Consider the following 17,047-nt stretch of genomic DNA (forward strand, 5'->3'; position numbering starts at 1 on the left):
GAGTTCGATAGACTCGGGATGTGCGCGCCGAGGCAACGAGGCGTTAAGTCCACGAGCACTAACAGACCGAAGCCACAATCATACGGCACTGACACCACACTCGCATGAGTTCAGGCGGTAACTGGATCGCACGTACACACGGTCGGCCGATCGCAAGATCGGAACCACCCGACACAGGCGTCTCTCCACACGGAGAGTCTCGGTTCGAGTCCGAGAGTCGGCATGAAGGCGGCCAGAGCGGTGGAGGAACACCCGTACCCATTCCGAACACGGAAGTTAAGCCCACCAGCGTACCGGGAAGTACTGGAGTGAGCGATCCTCTGGGAACCGCGGTTCGCCGCCTACCCACTCATACCGGGAGTATACTCCCACTCACGCCCAGCGACACCGCGTCGCTGGGCTTTTTACAGTTATACAGAGAGCTATCAGTCGCACATGTAGCGCCGCGTTTTTACGGGCGTTGTACCCGAAGTGAAGCTGTTTAACTGCGATCCCGCTACCGTGGTGAGTCGTTCGGCTCGGGGGGGTCAAGGTGATGGTCGACGACAGTTCCGTCTGGATCGAGCGTGACTGTCCCGAGAGAGACGGTTTCGCCGGGTTCGAAGCGCTCGGCGATGGCGTGGAGTGTCGATTCTTGATCGAGTTGGTCCCAGACTGTGTCGGCGACGAGCGTTTGAAACGCCTCCGGATCGGTCCATCCCGAGTCGATCTCCGAGGGAACGTGAACGACGAACTGGAGTTCTGCCTCGGTGAGATGGATTCCGACGCCGAACGTGTCTGCACACATACCGCGTAATTCGTCGGCGGCGGGTTAAGTATCGCCGGTGCGTTTCGATTGGGTTTTTGACGGGAAATGGTGCTGTTTTCGGGGACGCAGTGGCCGCAAGTTCTCGGAGGCGATATTTTTGACTCAAGGTTCAAATGGGATGGAGCGGTTGATATCGCATGCACAGACGCTCTGTCGTCACGTTCGTCGGTGACGATCCGGGCGTACGCGATCGCGTCGGACGTGCGATCGAGTCCGCGTGGGGTGGGTCGCGTGTTCCGGACTACCGAGACGTTGGACCGGCCGAGTTGGTCGGAGCACGCGCGGACGACACCGAGTTGTTGCCACTGACAGACGTGTGTGGGATCGTCGCAACCGGTCGTGCGGTGGCGGACGACGCGGTCGCAGAGAAGTTCTCTGCGACGCCTGCGGGAGTTCCAGTTATCGTCGTTCTCGAGGAGACGACCGCAGACGGGTTTCGGTCGGCGCTTCGGGCCGATCCGTCGGATGTTGTCACCAAAGCGGAACTCGACGTCGAACCCGAAGACGCGGGCGACGCTGACGTGCTCGCGCAACGACTCGCAGAGCAGGTATCGCCGGGTCGGCTCCGATTTGGCGCAGACGATGCGGATCGGCTCCGTGAGGTCTTGTTAGACGCCGGGTCGACGCTCATGAGTACGCGAACGGACGAGGTCGATACGAAGATAACGTGGACGATGGCGAACGTCGGCGAACACGCCGAAGCTGACCGCATCATCTGTTACCTCCGTGACGGCGACACCTTCGATCCGCGGTACGTCTGGTGTCCCGATGGGTGCGATACCGCGAGTCGCTCGCTCGACGAATTCCCGCAGGCCGAGCGGCTGTCTACCTTCGAGAACGTGGTTCACTCGTCTGCTCAGTCGGCTTCCGAGTCCCGGATAGACGACTCCGAGAGAGCGGAGAACGAGACCACGGGTGAACCGCCCGCAACCGTTCACGTTCCTCTCGTAGCGGATTGGGAGCTGATCGGCGTTCTCTCCGTGGAGACGGATGCGTGGCGCACTTGGATCGAAGAGGAGGTCGACCTGTACCGGACGTTCGCCGGCCTGATCGCACATACGATCGCGCGAAACGATCGGAGACTGGAGCTACGGCGACGGACCGAACAGCTCGAACAGTTCAGCTCCGTCGTCTCTCACGACCTTAGAAATCCCCTCAACGTGCTTTCGGGATACGTGGACATGATCGACGGCGAGATCGCTGCGTCGAAACACGCTCCGATGGACCGTGCGATCACGCGGATGGAGACGCTTCTGGACAACTTGCTCATGCTGGCGAAACGCGGTGAGACGATCGGGGAGACGGAACCGACTCCCGTTTGTCAGGTCGCTGAAGACGCGTGGACCTCGATCCGCGCACCACACGCGACGCTGACGCTCGCAGACGAAATCGGCACCGTGCAGGCCGACCCTCTTCGGCTCCGTCAGCTGTTCGAGAACGTGTTCCGCAATGCCGTTGAACACGGCGGGCCACAGGTCACGATCGAGATCGGCCCCCGAGACGACGACGGCGGTGGGATGTATATCGCCGACGATGGTCCCGGCGTGTCACCGGACGTGAGCGACTCGCTTTTTGATTCAGGGATCTCGACTGCGGACAGTTCCGGTATCGGACTCGCGATCGTCTCTCGTATTGTTGACGCCCACGGCTGGGACGTCGATGTCACCAACGACGACGGTGCGGTGTTCGATATCTCGTTCGAGACGCCGACTGCCGTCAAGCCTACCTGATGTCGGGGCCTCCGTCTGCGGTGGCTGTCGTCTCGAACCGGTCGACGGTGCGACGGTGTCTGTCTCGGAACATGCCTTCGAAACCGACCTTCGCGAAGGGACCGGCGGCGTCTCCGAGAAGACCGAGCGGCAGTCGGTAATCGACCGTGTCGACGAGCAGCGTCTGGTCGCCGTCCGCGTAGAACGCGTGCGTGTGCTCCCACGTCCGAAAGGGGCCTCCGTCCATCTCGTCGACGAACTGCGCGCGCTTTCCGACTGGCTCGTCCCCGTTGGGCGTTCGTTCGACGATCCGTGAGGTCCACCGCTGGCGTGGGCCGACTCCGAAGGGACGGATCGACATTCGTATGCGGGATCCCTCAACGAGTAGTTCTGGGTCGGCGTTCCCCTCGGGTCCTTCGACGCCGTCGATCACGAGGTTCATCCAATCGGGGGTGAGCCGTCGGAGTCCGTCGATCGTCGAGTGAAACGTCCACACCTCATCGATGGAGGCGGGGATTCGGGTCGTCCGGCGATACGTCGGCATATCGTACGTCACGGTCCGCTCGGACAAAAACCCGTCTTCGGTCGGCCGTTGGTCGGTTCCCCGCTACCGAAACCCCGATACGACCGCATCGCGAGTGTCTATGGTATGGAACGAGGTGCGGTTGACATCGCCGATCTTGTCGGGCCGTTCGATCTGCAGGCGACGGTCGAGAGCGGTCAGAGCTATCTCTGGAACCGCGCCGACGGCGGCACGTACGACGAACTCCACGCCTACGGTGGAGACGAGTGGTACGAAACGGTCGTCGATCCGATACCCGATGTCGTCGACGAGCGGGTGCCGCTGCGAGTCAGACAGGTCGGTGGCGTTCACGACGGAACGCTTCACTGGGAGTCGTCTATCGACGCCGTTCCGCTCTTGTATCATCTGTTTCGCCTCGACGACGACCTCGACGCGATCCGCCAGTCGACGCCGGATCTTTCGCTCCTCGATCGGGCGTACGACGCCTATGAGGGAATGCGCCTCACGCGCGACCCGGCGTTCCCGTGTCTCGTCTCGTTCATTTGTTCGGCACAGATGCGAGTCGCACGCATCCACGGGATGCAGCGCCGACTCCGCACGACGTACGGCGACACCGTCACGCTCGACGGTGAGGAGTTCCACGCGTTTCCGACGCCGGAGCAGCTCGCTTCGCGGACGGAAGACGAACTCCGCGATCTCTCGCTCGGGTACCGTGCCCCCTACGTCCAGCGAACGGCGGAGATGGTCGCTTCCGGCGAGGCTCACCCGCGGGAGGCGGCGGATCTCCCGTACGAGGAGGCTCGCGAGTCGCTGACGCGGTTCGTCGGGGTCGGAGACAAAGTCGCTGACTGCGTGTTGCTGTTCTCGCTCGGATTCCTGGAGGCGGTGCCGCTCGATACGTGGATCCGGACGACTATCGAAGAGTACTATCCCGACTGTGAGCGGGGGAGCTACGCCGAGACGTCGCGTGCGATACGCGAGCGATTCGGCGGCGAATTCGCCGGCTACGCACAGACGTACGTCTTCTACTACCTCCGGGCCGGGGGCGACTAACCTCGAAACGTCGGCCGAAGTTTCATGCTGATTCGTGTGGTACGCTGACTTGTGATGGACTGTCGAGTCGTCGTCGAGGCCGCCGTTCCAGTGTACGATGTCGAGACGCCCGATGAAGCGGTCCGAATCGCGATATCGAAGACCGGGAAAATGCTGAATCCGGACCTCAACTACGTCGAGATCGAGACGGGAACTCGACACGCACCGAGCGGTGAGGAGCTTCCGCCGGCGTTCGTTGCGGCCGACGAGGCGCTCGTCGCACTCGAACTTCGAATGGACGTGTTCAACGTCGACCGTACGGAACACGCGAGCCGCGTCGCCAGAAAGGAGATCGGTCAGCGTCTTCGCAACATTCCGCTGGCGGTGATCGACGTGGAAGTGATCGACGATGGCACCGACGACGGCGATTCCGACTCAGTCGACGACCCGACGTGAGCGAACTCTCGTTACGTTCGCGCTTCCGGATGACGCGACGGGTCGCACTCGGCGAAGCGTTGTTATCACTCGGTGGGTGACGAACGACTGCAGTCGGCTGTGAAGAGTTAGTCTGCGGTCGGGGCCAGCGGCTCCGATTCAGATTCGTCCATCGGCTCGGTGATTCCGTCGGTCAATTTAAAAACAGCGGCTTTGTGGTCAGTCTTCGATTTGTGTATCGATGTCGGCTTCACGCCGAGTTCTTCGTAGGCGTCGAGGTCAATGTCCTCGTTCCAGAATTCGCACTGTTTTCGTACTTCTGCGAGGAGGCCGTGAAGATGGATGAGCTCCTGCTTCTTCATGAGTACCAGTCCTTTGCTACCGGAGGTTTATATTATTATCTTGAGTCACGTTATCATGGGTAGCTCGAATATTACGCCTGTACGGCCACAAACGGCCCGTTCTACGTTATCGATCGGTATAGTTCCGGTGGGCGGCTTCATTACGGAACATTCGAGGCGAAAGCCTCGCGCTGAGCGCGGGGAGGCTGTCACGGACCAACGTCGACGACGATCGGTTCGCTGTCGATCGCGTCGCATCTCACCGTTACTGGAACTGTCTGACCGCTTCGAGATCGCGTTCCGTTCGCATGAACTCCGTCAACCGTCGGGTGGCGTGACAACTGGGACAGCTAAAGTTCGAGCGAAGTTGTTGCAGGTCTGCGGGGTTGTCCTGCCACTCTTTGCCACATTCCGGACAAACGAGTCTGACGAACGCGTCCACCATGAACCGTGGTACACGCTACCAGGTTAAAAACATGCGTGGCGGATCGCGTCCGCGGTCAGCCCCGTAGCTTGGTGGGAGGCGGCGAGCAACCGCGACGCGGTATCGACGTTCGAATGGGGTCGACTCAGGCGGCGACTCCCTCGCTCGTTTCGAGCAGCTCCTTGTACCGGTTCCGAATCGTAACCTCCGAGATGTCGGCGACGGCGGACACCTGACTCTGGGTGACTTTCTCGTTCGAGAGCAGCGCGGCGGCGTAGACCGCAGACGCCGCGAGGCCCACCGGCGACTTCCCGCTCGTGATCCCCGCGTCTTTCGCGCCGTCGAGTAGGTCGCGGGCGAGACGCTGTGTCTCCTCTGTGAGTCCGAGCTTGGAGACGAACCGCGGGACGTAGCTCCCCGGGTCTGCGGGCTGGACGCGCAGCCCGAGTTCGCGGATCACGTATCGGTACGTTCGGGTGAGCTCCATCTTGTCCACCCGCGAGACCGCGGTGAACTCGTCGAGGCTCCGCGGATTCCCGACCTGCCGAGCCGCGGCGTAGAGCGCGGCGGTCGCGACTCCTTCGATGGAGCGGCCGGGAAGGAGATTCTCGCTCAGCGCGCGGCGATAGATGACGGATGCCGTTTCACGGACGTTGTCGGGGAGGCCGAGCGCGCTCGCCATGCGGTCGATCTCGCCGAGCGCCTGCTTGAGATTGCGCTCTTTCGAGTCGCGGGTGCGGAACCGTTCGTTCCACGTGCGGAGCCGCTGCATCTTCTCGCGCTGGCTACTCGACAGCGACCGGCCGTAGGCGTCTTTGTCCTGCCAGCCGATGTTCGTCGAGAGCCCCTTGTCGTGCATCATGTTCGTCGTCGGAGCCCCGACTCGCGACTTGCTGTCCCGCTCGCTGGCGTCGAACGCGCGCCACTCCGGCCCTCGGTCGATCCCGTCCTGCTCGACGACGAGCCCGCAGTCGTCACAGACCGTCTCTCCGTGCTCCGTGTCGGTGATGAGCGACCCGCCGCACTCGGGACAGGTGGTCGTTCGCTCGCCGGCTCGCGTCGTCTCGCTGTCCGACGTCTCCTGGTCGGCCGTTCGGTCGTCGGCTGTGCGCTCCCGTTCCGTGTTTCCGCTGTAGCTGCGTGTGCGTGTTTCTGTCATGGGTTCTCCGATCGAACTCCCGACAGAAATACTGGTGCCGGGCACGCCGATTCGTTAACTAACAGTAAGTCGTGAGTCTATATAAATGTGTCGCCAGTCTTATCTAGTCTCGCGACAGAAGCTTCGGCTTGACGGGTAATACCACGGAATAGTGATTCACTCCGTCTGATCGCTTCGCCAATAGACCGGACCGGGTTCGACGGACACATATATACTTTGCTAGTCTTTGCCAGTCGTTTCGGCCGCCCTCTGCCCCGGCGTCACGCGGATGTGACGGCGGAGGCGCGCGGTGCCGTCGCCGTCGGATCGGCCGCTCGGGTCTCGGTCAGCGGTTTCGTCCCGCGGGGAACCCTCGGGCTGGTGCTCTACGTCCTTCTCGGTCGGACGCGCTGACCGGGCTCTCAGACCCCCCTGAGAACGTCGGTCAGGCCGACCGTCTCCGTGAGTATCCACCCCACGAACAGCAGGTACGCGACCAAGAGCGTGTACGACTCGGTGCTGGTGAGTCTGAGGTCGGTCCGGAGCAACGCGAAAAGGAGCACGGTCGCCACGGTGAGGACGCCGAGCATCGGGACCGCAGTGGAGAAGTTGATCTCCGCGCTGCCGACGATCAACACCCCGATCGGGATCGCCACGAGCAGGTCGAACGTGTTCGATCCGAGGACGTTTCCGAGGCTCGTCGCGCCCCTGCTCTCGCGGGCGGTCCGGACGCTCACCAGCGCGTCGGGCAGGCTCGTCGCGGCGGCCACGACCGTGATGCCGGCGAGAAACTCCGGGACGCCGAACGTCGCAGAGAGCGCCTCGACCGACGCGACGAGCCGCTCCACCGTGACGACGATGACGAGCAGTCCGGCGGCGAGTTTCGCCCACTCGCGGCGGACGTCGACCCCGGACCGGAGCCGATCCATCGCGGCGTCGCCGACGTCTTGATACTGGATGAACAGGTAGAGCCCGTACAATGAAAGCGGGATCACCGCGAGCGGTCGCGTGAGTTCGCCGATGATCGGCTCTGTCGAGACCGGATAGTAGATGACCGCGAGCGCGAAGGTGACGACGAGCGCAGAGACGGCGATCATGTAGAACTGCGCCTCCTTGTAGACGATGGCGCGGCTGGCTTCGAGCGGCTCGTCGGTGCCGAGTCCCGACAGCGCCGGAATAACGAGGATGTTGAAGATGGCGGAGCCGACGAGCGCGCCGACGCCCATGTCGAACACGCCGACCGCGGCCGTGACGAGAACGCTCACGAGCTCCGGGAAGCTGGAGCCGATCGCGACGACGATCGATCCCTGCACGACCGCCGGCAGTCCGTAGTACCCCGAGAGCGCCTCGGCGGACTCCTCTAACCACCCGCTTCCGACCCAGAGCGCGGCCGTCGCCGCGGCGACGACGAGGACGTGAGCGAGCGGCGAGTCGGGAATGAGGGCCGAGCCGCCCGCGAGCGCTCCACCCATGAATCACCGGACGTGTTTACCGGCTAGCTCCCACAGCCGGTCTGCGATCTCGTCGTCGAGCGCTCCGGGTGACACGCGCCACTCCCAGTTCCCGTCGAGGGTACCGGGTTCGTTGAACCGGGCGTCGCTCCCGAGTCCGAGCAGGTCCTGGACCGTCGTCATCGCGAGTACGGCTTCCGAACGCCACACCTCCTCGATTATCTCCCACTCGACCGCCCGGTCGCCGTCCGCGCCGACGTTGTACCGGAAGCAGTTGCGCTGTTGTTCGGGGAGATCGTCGTAGTAACCGACCCAGGTGTCGGTGTCGTGTGTCGAGGTGTAGCCGACCACTCCCTCGGGGTAGTGCATCGGCTGGTACTGGTTCCCCTCGGTGCACCAGTCCGCGTACTGCGGCACGCGCATGCCGGGGAAGCCGAACTCGGCCATCAGGTCGTCCATCGCCGGTTCCTCGAAGCCGAGATCCTCGGCGATGAAGGGGGCCTCGCCGAGTTCGCGTTCGACCGTCTCGAACAGGTCGCGGCCGGGGCCGTCGCGCCACTCGCCGTCGGCCGGATCGTCGCTGTCGGCGGGGATCGCCCAGTAGGAGACGAATCCGAGGAAGTGGTCGAGCCGCGCCACGTCGGCGAGGTCGAACAGCCGGCGGAACCGCGCGATCCACCAGTCGTAGTCGCGTTCGGCCAACCGGTCCCAGTCGTACACCGGGTTCCCCCAGCGCTGTCCGTCGTCGCCCGGGTTCGGCGGGACGCCGGCGACCACTGTCGGCCGACCGCTCTCGTCGAGCCGGAACGCCTCCGGGTTCGCCCACACGTCCGCGGAGTCGAGTGCGACGTAGATCGGCACGTCGCCGACGATCGAGACGCCCTCCGCCGCCGCGACCTCGCGAAGCTCGCGCCACTGCCGGTCGAAGGTCCACTGGACGAACTCGCGGTACCGGACCTCCTCGGCGTGGCGCTCGCGGGCCTCGGCCAGCGCGTCCGGGTCGCGGGTCCGAAGGCCCTCGGGCCACTCGGTCCATGTATCCTCCGGGCGCGACGACGATATCGCGCGGAACAGCGCGTAGTCGTCGAGCCACGGCTCCCGGTCGCAAAACGCCGCAAGCTCCGCGCGGTCCGACTCCCCGGCCCCCTCGTCGAACCGTTCGAACGCTCTCCGTAACAGCGGCAGCTTGTACTCACGGACCGCGTCGTACGCGACCCGGTCGTCGGGGAACGACGGAACCGGTTCGAGGTCGGCCGCGTCGAGCCACCCGTCGTCGACGAGCCCGGATAGATCGATCAAAAGCGGGTTGCCGGCGAACGCCGACGGCGACTGGTACGGCGACTCTCCGGCCCCGGAGAGCGTCGGTCCGATCGGACAGATCTGCCAGTGGCGAACGTCGGCGTCGCCGAGGAACGAGAGGAACGCGCTCGCGCCGTCGCCGAGGTCGCCGATCCCGTGGTCGCCCGGGAGCGAGGTGAGGTGACAGAACACGCCGCCGGAGCGGTCGAATCGCATACGCCCCCCTGTGTCCCCCACCGACTCAAGCGTTGCGTCCGAGGTCGACGGCGGTCGTCGCCGCTCGTCGCGCTCTCGGTCCCGGCCCCCTCGTCACACCGCTTCGCGAACGACCGCGACCGCGTCGACGCGGATTCGCTCTCGTCCCTCGCCGTCGACGACGACGCACGAGTCGCCCGTGACGAGGTCGCGGTCGGCGTGGGTCGTCTCGACCGCGACGCTCGCCGGCTCTGGGGCGAAATTGAGCACGACGACGAGCGACTCGTTCCCGTCGCTGCGGCGGAACGCGACCACGTCCTCGGGATGGACGTCGCCGCTGGCGGCGATCGGCCGCTCGCCGAGGTCACCGCTCGCGACGTGGTAGTCCAGCCGTTCGAGGTCGCCGTCGGGTCCGAGCGCCGGGTGCGCTCCGCGGACGTCGAGCAGCCGTCTGTAACGCTCGCGGACCGGCTCGCGGGCGTGATCCCACGCGATCGCGTCTCTGCGCCCGCGCTGTCCGATCTCCTGTCCGGCGTAGATCATCGGCACGCCGGGGAGGACGAACGTCGCCGCGCCCGCCGCGGCCGCGGCCGCGTCGCCGCACTCGACCCGGTAGCGCGTCTCGTCGTGGTTCTCGATGTACTGCAGGAAGCCGGCGTGGTCGGGGAACCCGATTTCGGCGCGCTGGTCGATCGCGTCGAGGACGCTTTTCGCCGGCTCCGCCCCCCGACCGATCTGTCTGAGCTGGAAGTACAGCGTCGCGTCGAAGTGGACGTCGAACATCCCCTCGTGGAAGTCGGGGATGTACGGGATCGTCTCGTCCATCAGCAGGAACTCCCGGTCGATGTCTTTCACGCGGTCGCGGAGTTCGCGCCAGAAGGCGTCCGGCACGGCCCACGCCATGTCACAGCGGAACCCGTCGACGAGCGGAGCCCACTCGTCTATCACGTCGAGGAGGAACCGCCGGACGTGGAGGTTCGCGTGGTTCAGGTTCGCGATGAGTTCCCAGTCGAAGTAGGTGCCCGGCTCGCCGGAATCTTGCCACTCGTAGCGGTCGCGGTACGGCGAGGCCGGGTTCTGGTAGGCGTCCTCGAACCACTCGTGGTCGCGGGCGGTATGGTTGGCGACGAAGTCGAACAGCACGCGCATCCCGTGGTCGTGGGCCGTCTCGACGAGCGCCTCGTAGTCGTCGCGGTCGCCCAGATCGGCGGCGGTGTCGAAGAAGTCGGTGATGTTGTACCCGTGCGGCTTCCCGTCGTGTTCGAGCACCGGTGTGAGCCACAGCGTGTCGACGCCGAGATCGGCGATCTCGGGGATGCGGTCAGCGAGCGCGTCGAACGCCTCGCCACCCTCCGCGTCCGAGAACGTCCGGACGTACACTTCGTAGACGGTGGCGTCCGACGCCCACGACGGCGGGTCGTTGAGCCGGACCGTCTCGAACCGCGTTTCGCCGGCCCCGAACGCCCCCTCGTCGAACGCGTCCCCGTCGAACGCCCCGGCGGTCGTCCGCTCGACCGCGACCGCGTCGGCGACGCTGACGCGCGGGTCCGCTCCCGGCGCGCGGGCGACGGCGACGGCGTGGACGCGAAGCCGGTCCGGAACCGCCTCGGCGTCGACGCGGAGCGCGCGCCCATCGTCGGTCAGTCGCATCGCATCTCGCGGGTTCGTTCGACCGGTCGCCACCGCGGTTTCCACGTCGCGGTCGTCGACGACGAACGTCACGGCCAGCTCCTCGGCGTCGAGCGCCGACTCCGGATTCGGCGTCGGCGTGGCGCGGACGACAACCTCGGTGCTGTCGGTCTCGCCGCCCCGCGTTCCGGATTCGTCCTTCCCTTCCACGGTCGCGTCGAGCCGGACGCGCGGGCGGCCCGCCCCCTCTCGGTCCCGGTGGGCGGCGTAGCCGCGGTCCGCGGTGTCGTCGGCGTCGCGGTCGCGCAGCGCGGTGCCGCTTCCGCCCGCGACGTCGACGTCCGCGTAGTCGGCGGCGAACGCGTGGACGGTCAGGCGGTGGTCGCCGTCGGGCGCGTCGAGTCCGAGCAGGTACCGGCCGGGCACGTCCGGCGTGAACTGCGTCACCGGCTCCGTGCCGACGGTCGCGTCGCTGTCTGGCGGTGCGTCGACGATGCGCCACGCGTAGCTCGCGTCCGGGTCCGGATCGCGCGGAGCCAACTCGGTCGTCTCGCCGGTCGAGAGGAACCGCGGGGGACCGGGGTGGTGCTGGCCGACCCGTGGCGCGTCCGTGTGGGGGTCTCCCTGCCGTGTCATGTCACACCCATCGACGCCCGGGGTCTTCGGTGTTGCTCTTCGAGACACCCGTGAGACTCCGATCGACCGCCTCGGTCGTCAAGACTTTTACCGCGGGTATCACAGGGTGACCATGCGACTGCGAACCGCTCTCACAGAGCACGAACGTCGACGCGACGAGCGCTACCCGGCGGAGCGTCCCACGACCGCCGGCGCGTTCACGGGCGACGACGGACGGCTGGTCCACGTCGGACCCGACGGCACCGTCCACGACTGTTCGTACTCCCTGTCGGGAGTCGGCGGAGCCGACCGGCTCCGCATGGGGATCACGGCCGGGCGCGGCGTGCGCTGGTTCGACGAACTCACGACGACCCGTCAACACTACGACGGCGACACGCCGCTCGTCGAGACCGAGTACGACGCCGGGCGGTACACGATCCACCAGTTCGACCTCGTGGTCAGCGACACGCACCTCACGCACGTCGAACTCCGCGGCGCGCCGCCCGCCGGGGCGGAACTCGTCGCCGCCTGCGCGTTCGCGCCGGACATGGTCGAAGGCCGCGTCGGCAACCTCGTCCACGAGTCGGCCGGTCCCGAAGACGGGAGCGTCGTCGAGGTGTACCACCGCACCGAACACGACTTTTTCACCGCCTCGACCGGGCTCTCTGCGGCGCACGGCCAGCGCCTCCGCACGATCCCCGAACTGCTCGGCGAGAGCGGCGATGGGTTCCCCCACCGCGGCGAGATCGACCAGCGCGAGGACTCCCGGCTCACCCCCGACGTCGTCATGCGCGCGCCGTTCGAGCGCGACGGACGCACAGAGCGCGTCACGCTCGCCAGCCGCGCCGTGGTGGACCGGCGAGACGCACGCGACACGGGCGAAGACGCGAAGGACGCGCTCTCGGACGGTCCCGACCGCCAGCGCCGCATCGACGAGACAGCACGCATCGCGACCGCCTATCCGGACGCCGGTGACCTCCGCGAGGCCGCCGCGGGACGCGGGCCGACCGTCCCCGACGACGTGCCGCGACGGGACGTCGTCGCGGGCGACCTCCGCACGCTCGACCTCCTCGCGGCGGAGTCGGGCGCGCGGATCGCCGCCCCGGAGTTCGATCCTTTCTACTCGACGTCCGGCGGTTACGGCTACACCTGGTTCCGTGACGAGGCGGAGGTGTCGATGGCGCTTCTGGACGCCAGCGAGGAGATCGGCCTCGACGCCGACGAGGACCTGCTCGCGACCGCCGCCTTCTTCTGTCGCACGCAGGACGCCGACGGCTCGTGGCCACACCGGGTGTGGGCGGACTCGGGGAAGGTCGCTCCGGGCTGGGCGAACGCGCGGATCGAGGGTGCGAACGGGACCGCGGGTCCGAACGACCAGCTCGACCAGCCCGCCTCCGTCGTCGCGTTCCTCGCCCGGCTCCGTCGGACGGCCGACCTCCCCGAGGAGTGGCGCGACCGGATAGACGCCACCGTCGCCGACGCGGTCGCGTTCCTCCGCGAGACCACCGAAGCGGACGGACTTCCGCGACGCTGTCAGAACTGCTGGGAGAACGCGCTCGGTCGGTTCACCCACACCGGTGCGACGTACCTCCGGGCGTTCGCCGCGGTCGCGCGCGCGCCGGTGGACGACGAGACGCGCGTCGCCGCGGCGGCCGCGGCCGACGACGCGCTCGCCGGGCTCGACGAGCGGTTCGACGCCGACACCGGACGCTTCCCGCAGCGCGCGAGCGACGACGGCCGCGACGGCCGCGCGGACGCGAGCACGTTTGCGCTCGCGAGCGCGGCGACCGAGTACGCGGCCCTGCGGGACGAGCGCGCGGAGGTCGACGGCGCGCCCACCGACGGGTCGGACGCGGCGGTCGCGACGGCCGACTTCGAGCGGTTCCTCGACCGCGTGCAGACGCACGTCGGGAACACGATCGACGCGCTCCACCGGGAGACCGCGGACGTCGATGGACTCGTCAGGTTCACGGGGGACGACTGGCGGACGGCAGAGCAGGGCGCGGCGAAGGTGTGGTCGCTCGCGACGCTGTGGGGAGTGACGGCGGCGGCCGAGATCGGCGGTCTCGTCGCCGACCGCGGTGGCGACGCCGGACCGCTTTTTTCGGACGCGAGGGAGCTGTACTCGCTCTGTGAGTCGGACGGACCGTTCGTCAACGACGCGGGGCTGTTCGCCGAACAGGCCTTCGACGACGGCGCTCTCGACAGCGCGACTCCGCTCGCGTGGTCGCACGCGCTCCGGATCGACGCGACGGTAACGCTCGCCGCACATGGCGCGCTCCCGGTACCGCACGACCGTCCGACGGGACCGGACGAGGCTCCGCACTGGACGACGGGGCGGAAGTTCGGCGTCGGAACGCCGGCCGACCACGACGCCGACCGGCCGGTTCCGGTCTGGTACACGCTGACCGAGGGGGCGCTCACCGAGGCGCGGTTCCCGCGGATCGACGTGATGAACGTGCGGACGTTCGATTTCCTCGTCGCTGACCCGGAGACGGGGTACACGATACGGACCTTCGACGAGACGAGCCATGTGACGGCGACCGAGACGGTCGAGCGAACGACCGAACCGACCGTCGGCGACGCGCTCGCGTACACGCAGACGATCCGCGAGACCGGAGACGGCCACGGCCACCGATGGACGCTGACCGTCGAGTACGCGGTCGACACGGAAGGAAACGCCATCCTCGCCGACGTGGAGTTCGAGGGGAGCCGCGAGTACGACGTGTACGCCCTCGTCGACACGACTATCACGAACGTCGGGACCAACGACCGCGGCGACCGGGTTCGCGACGAGGAGGGGTACCACCTGCTCGCGCGCAACGATGACGCGGCCGACCGCGACCCGGGGAAGCTCGTCGACGACGACGGGGAGTCGTTCGAGGTGGCGCTCGCGCTCGCCAGCGAGGACCGCTTCGACTGGGCCAGCGCGCTCGCGGCCGGCGGCCACGAGGCCGACGCGCTGTTCGGCGAGGGAACGCGCGGCGAGGGGATCGCGGAGGCGGTCGGCAACGTCGTGTTGGCCGGGCTGGTCGGCAGCGGCACGGACGTCTCCGACACGGTCGCGCTCGGATTCGCCGAGGAGGCCGACACCGCGGCCGCGCTTGACGAGGCGGAGGGTGCCATCTCCCGCGGGTTCGAGACGGTCAGCGACGCCTACGTGGAGACGTGGCGAGACTGGCTCGCCGACCGGTCGTTCCCCGCCTCCGTCGCCGGCGACGTCGACGTGGAGACGCAGTACCGGTTCGCGCTGATGACGCTGGCGGCCGTCGAGGACAAACGACACGACGGCGCGGGGATCGCGAGCCCGTCGGTACCGTGGGGCGAGACCGAGTACGCCGCCGAAGACCGCGGCTACGGCTACAACTTCGTCTGGTCACGCGACCTCTATCAGGTGTTCACGGCGCTCGTCGAGGTCGGCGAGGTCGACCGCGGGGCCGACGCGCTCGCGTACCTCTATAACACCCAGCAGGACGACGACGGGTTCCTCCCGCAGAACACCTACATCGACGGGCGCACCCGGTGGGGCGGCGAGCAGATGGACAACATCGCGTTCCCCTCCGTGATGGCGTGGCAGCTCCACGAACACGGCGTCGAGTTCGCCGACGCCGACTACACGTACGACCACGTCCGTCGGTCGCTCGGGTACATCGCGGTCAACGGCCCCGAGACGGCGCAGGAACGCTGGGAGGAGGAGGCGGGATTCTCTCCGTCCAGCATCGCCGCCGAGATAGCCGGCCTCGTCTGCGGGGCCGCGTTGGCGCTCGCGGAGGCCGACCGTCGGGACGCGCACGGACGGGTCGCGGACGCGGGCGACCTCCTCGATCCCGACGCGCTTCGCGCCGACGCGCTCGCGTGGCTCGCGCTCGCCGACGACTGGACCGACCGCGTCGAGGAGTGGTGCGCGACCGCGACGGGGACAGAGCGGCACGCGGAGACCCCGTACTACGTCAGGATCACGGCTGACGGCGACCCCGAGGCGGGGCGACCGCGAACGATCGCCAACGACGGACCGACGTACGACGAGCGGGAGATAGTCGACGGCGGCTTCCTCGAACTCGTCCGGCTCGGTATCAAGCCGGCGGACGACGACACCGTCCGAAACTCCGTATCCGTCGCCGACGACTCGATCCGGGTCGACACGCCGCACGGCCCCGCGTGGTACCGCTACGTCGGCGATGCGTACGGCGAGATAGCGACCGGCGACCCGGGCGCGCCGTGGGCCGGAACCGGCGACGGTCGCGGCCGCCTGTGGCCGATATTCACCGGCGAGCGCGGCGAGTACGAACTCCGCGCTCGCGCCGACGGACCGGACGGGTTCGGGGGCACGGACGAGGACGCACTCGAACCCGACGCGCTCTTGGAGACGATGGCCGGGTTCGGCAACTCCGGCCGAATGCTCCCCGAACAGGTGTGGGACCGCGAGCACCCGACCGACTACGGCTGGGAGTTCGGCGAGGGAACCGGGGGGGCCACCCCGCTGGCGTGGTCGATGGCCGGGTTCATCCGCCTCGCCCACGGTGTCGACGCCGGCGAGCCGGTCGAGACGCCGTCCGTGGTCCGCGACCGCTACGTCGAACGCGACCGGCCCGAACGCCCCTCGCTCGACGCAACGGCGGAGTTCGTCGCGGACGACCTCGTGATTGCCGGCGAGACGACCGGCGACGTGGTCGCCGTCCACACCCCGACCGGATCGGCGCTCGCGACCCCGCAGGACGGATCGTTCGAAGTCCTCCTCGACGCCGACATCGACGCGCACGGTATCACCGTCGCCGCCGCGTCGACCGAAGCGGCCGCCGACCTCGACATCGCTGACGCCGACAGCGACCATCCCCTCGCCGGGCTTCGCGACGTCGGCACCGCGGTCGAGCGGATCCGTCTGTAGGCGGGCCAGCAGTCATCAGCGCCGCCGATCGACCTCCGTTTATCCCAGTGCGACCACGTCGACCTCGTGGTCCGGTCTGTCCTCATTGTCTCCGCCTCCGCCGGCCTCGCTTCCGCCGGCCTCGCCCTCACTGCTCCCGCCTCCGCGGCCGACGTCGAGCGTCACCGCGTCGGTGAGCGACTCGCGGACGCGCTCGCGCCACGCCTCGACTGCTTTGCCGTGGCGTCGCCGGCGCGTCTCCACGTCGGCGTCCGGATGCTCCGCCGCCGTCTCGTCGACCTCCGGATACGTCGGGACGTCTTCGACCAGCTCTCGCGGGTCGACGTGGATCGCTCCCGGTTCGGCGGTCGATCCCTCCGGTTCGGCCGCCGCTCCCGCGGCCGTTGCTCCCGACGCGTCCGCGGCGTGCAGCCGAGCCCGCATTCGTCCCGAAAAGGGCGGCGTCACCCGCAAGACGACCTCGCGGTCGGTCCGGAGCGTCGCCTCCAAGGCGTTTGCCACGTCCTCTCGGTGGACCGCGATCGATCGGATTCGGGTCGGATCCGAAGCGTCGTCAGTCATGA

At 67.4% G+C, this 17,047-nt stretch carries 13 protein-coding genes and 1 rRNA gene; 5 read left to right on the forward strand and 9 right to left on the reverse strand.

Annotation, left to right across the window (positions count from 1 at the left end):
- Positions 1–224: 224 nt before the first annotated feature.
- Positions 225–346, forward strand: a 5S ribosomal RNA gene (gene rrf / locus EP28_RS00005).
- Positions 347–496: 150 nt separating this feature from the next.
- Here rrf and EP28_RS00010 read toward each other — a convergent pair.
- A complete protein-coding gene (locus EP28_RS00010) occupies positions 497–787 on the reverse strand; it encodes a DUF8124 family protein (protein WP_049981980.1) in 291 nt (96 codons plus the stop codon).
- A gap of 158 nt (positions 788–945) precedes the next feature.
- On the opposite strand from EP28_RS00010, the gene EP28_RS00015 reads away from it, so the two are divergent.
- Entirely contained in the window at positions 946–2,538 is a 1,593-nt protein-coding gene (locus EP28_RS00015; RefSeq protein WP_049981981.1) for a sensor histidine kinase, read from the forward strand.
- Here EP28_RS00015 and EP28_RS00020 read toward each other — a convergent pair.
- Positions 2,531–3,061 (reverse strand): SRPBCC family protein, encoded by a 531-nt coding sequence (locus EP28_RS00020; protein WP_049981982.1) that lies wholly within the window; start codon positions 3,059–3,061, stop codon positions 2,531–2,533. The two genes, EP28_RS00015 and EP28_RS00020, sit on opposite strands and share 8 nt — an antisense overlap.
- 105 nt (positions 3,062–3,166) lie before the next feature.
- On the opposite strand from EP28_RS00020, the gene EP28_RS00025 reads away from it, so the two are divergent.
- Both EP28_RS00025 and EP28_RS00030 read left to right on the forward strand, forming a co-directional pair.
- The gene (locus EP28_RS00025) at positions 3,167–4,093 is read left to right on the forward strand and encodes a DNA-3-methyladenine glycosylase family protein (protein ID WP_049981983.1); all 927 of its coding nucleotides are present in this window, start codon (positions 3,167–3,169) and stop codon (positions 4,091–4,093) included.
- A gap of 54 nt (positions 4,094–4,147) precedes the next feature.
- Positions 4,148–4,528, forward strand: coding sequence for a DUF555 domain-containing protein (locus EP28_RS00030; RefSeq protein ID WP_049981984.1), 381 nt, complete (start codon positions 4,148–4,150; stop codon positions 4,526–4,528).
- Between the two features lie 107 nt (positions 4,529–4,635).
- Here EP28_RS00030 and EP28_RS00035 read toward each other — a convergent pair whose 3' ends face one another.
- The 6 genes from EP28_RS00035 to malA all read right to left on the reverse strand — a co-directional run bounded on the left by EP28_RS00035 (position 4,636) and on the right by malA (position 11,620).
- Positions 4,636–4,869, reverse strand: a complete 234-nt coding sequence (locus tag EP28_RS00035) for a UPF0058 family protein (protein WP_049981985.1) — start codon at positions 4,867–4,869, stop codon at positions 4,636–4,638.
- Positions 4,870–5,113: 244 nt separating this feature from the next.
- Positions 5,114–5,293, reverse strand: a complete 180-nt coding sequence (locus EP28_RS00040; RefSeq protein WP_049981986.1) for a DUF7836 family putative zinc-binding protein — start codon at positions 5,291–5,293, stop codon at positions 5,114–5,116.
- 124 nt (positions 5,294–5,417) lie between these two features.
- Positions 5,418–6,431: a transcription initiation factor IIB gene (locus tag EP28_RS00045; RefSeq protein WP_049981987.1), complete on the reverse strand. Its 1,014-nt coding sequence runs from the start codon at positions 6,429–6,431 to the stop codon at positions 5,418–5,420.
- A gap of 401 nt (positions 6,432–6,832) precedes the next feature.
- Positions 6,833–7,882, reverse strand: a complete 1,050-nt coding sequence (locus EP28_RS00050; protein ID WP_049981988.1) for a sodium:calcium antiporter — start codon at positions 7,880–7,882, stop codon at positions 6,833–6,835.
- Between the two features lie 3 nt (positions 7,883–7,885).
- On the reverse strand, positions 7,886–9,376 hold the full coding sequence (gene malQ, locus EP28_RS00055; protein ID WP_049981989.1) for a 4-alpha-glucanotransferase: 1,491 nt from the start codon (positions 9,374–9,376) through the stop codon (positions 7,886–7,888).
- Between the two features lie 93 nt (positions 9,377–9,469).
- Positions 9,470–11,620, reverse strand: coding sequence for an alpha-amylase MalA (gene malA, locus EP28_RS00060; RefSeq protein WP_049981990.1), 2,151 nt, complete (start codon positions 11,618–11,620; stop codon positions 9,470–9,472).
- Between the two features lie 112 nt (positions 11,621–11,732).
- On the opposite strand from malA, the gene EP28_RS00065 reads away from it, so the two are divergent.
- On the forward strand, positions 11,733–16,484 hold the full coding sequence (locus tag EP28_RS00065; protein ID WP_049981991.1) for a DUF7997 domain-containing protein: 4,752 nt from the start codon (positions 11,733–11,735) through the stop codon (positions 16,482–16,484).
- Between the two features lie 39 nt (positions 16,485–16,523).
- On the opposite strand, the gene EP28_RS00070 is transcribed toward EP28_RS00065, so the two are convergent.
- On the reverse strand, positions 16,524–17,045 hold the full coding sequence (locus EP28_RS00070) for a DUF8009 family protein (RefSeq protein ID WP_049981992.1): 522 nt from the start codon (positions 17,043–17,045) through the stop codon (positions 16,524–16,526).
- Positions 17,046–17,047: the final 2 nt, after the last annotated feature.

This window comes from Halorubrum sp. BV1 (assembly GCF_000746205.1).
Taxonomy (GTDB): domain Archaea; phylum Halobacteriota; class Halobacteria; order Halobacteriales; family Haloferacaceae; genus Halorubrum.

Bases quoted from the DNA above. Each gene is read 5' to 3' on its own strand.
- EP28_RS00045 (WP_049981987.1), bottom strand. From the start codon at position 6,431: ATGACAGAAACACGCACACGCAGCTACAGCGGAAACACGGAACGGGAG.
- EP28_RS00030 (WP_049981984.1), top strand. From the start codon at position 4,148: ATGGACTGTCGAGTCGTCGTCGAGGCCGCCGTTCCAGTGTACGATGTC.
- malA (WP_049981990.1), bottom strand. From the start codon at position 11,620: ATGACACGGCAGGGAGACCCCCACACGGACGCGCCACGGGTCGGCCAG.
- EP28_RS00025 (WP_049981983.1), top strand. From the start codon at position 3,167: ATGGAACGAGGTGCGGTTGACATCGCCGATCTTGTCGGGCCGTTCGAT.
- EP28_RS00070 (WP_049981992.1), bottom strand. From the start codon at position 17,045: ATGACTGACGACGCTTCGGATCCGACCCGAATCCGATCGATCGCGGTC.
- EP28_RS00065 (WP_049981991.1), top strand. From the start codon at position 11,733: ATGCGACTGCGAACCGCTCTCACAGAGCACGAACGTCGACGCGACGAG.
- EP28_RS00020 (WP_049981982.1), bottom strand. From the start codon at position 3,061: ATGCCGACGTATCGCCGGACGACCCGAATCCCCGCCTCCATCGATGAG.
- EP28_RS00040 (WP_049981986.1), bottom strand. From the start codon at position 5,293: ATGGTGGACGCGTTCGTCAGACTCGTTTGTCCGGAATGTGGCAAAGAG.
- EP28_RS00010 (WP_049981980.1), bottom strand. From the start codon at position 787: ATGTGTGCAGACACGTTCGGCGTCGGAATCCATCTCACCGAGGCAGAA.
- EP28_RS00015 (WP_049981981.1), top strand. From the start codon at position 946: ATGCACAGACGCTCTGTCGTCACGTTCGTCGGTGACGATCCGGGCGTA.
- EP28_RS00035 (WP_049981985.1), bottom strand. From the start codon at position 4,869: ATGAAGAAGCAGGAGCTCATCCATCTTCACGGCCTCCTCGCAGAAGTA.
- EP28_RS00050 (WP_049981988.1), bottom strand. From the start codon at position 7,882: ATGGGTGGAGCGCTCGCGGGCGGCTCGGCCCTCATTCCCGACTCGCCG.
- malQ (WP_049981989.1), bottom strand. From the start codon at position 9,376: ATGCGATTCGACCGCTCCGGCGGCGTGTTCTGTCACCTCACCTCGCTC.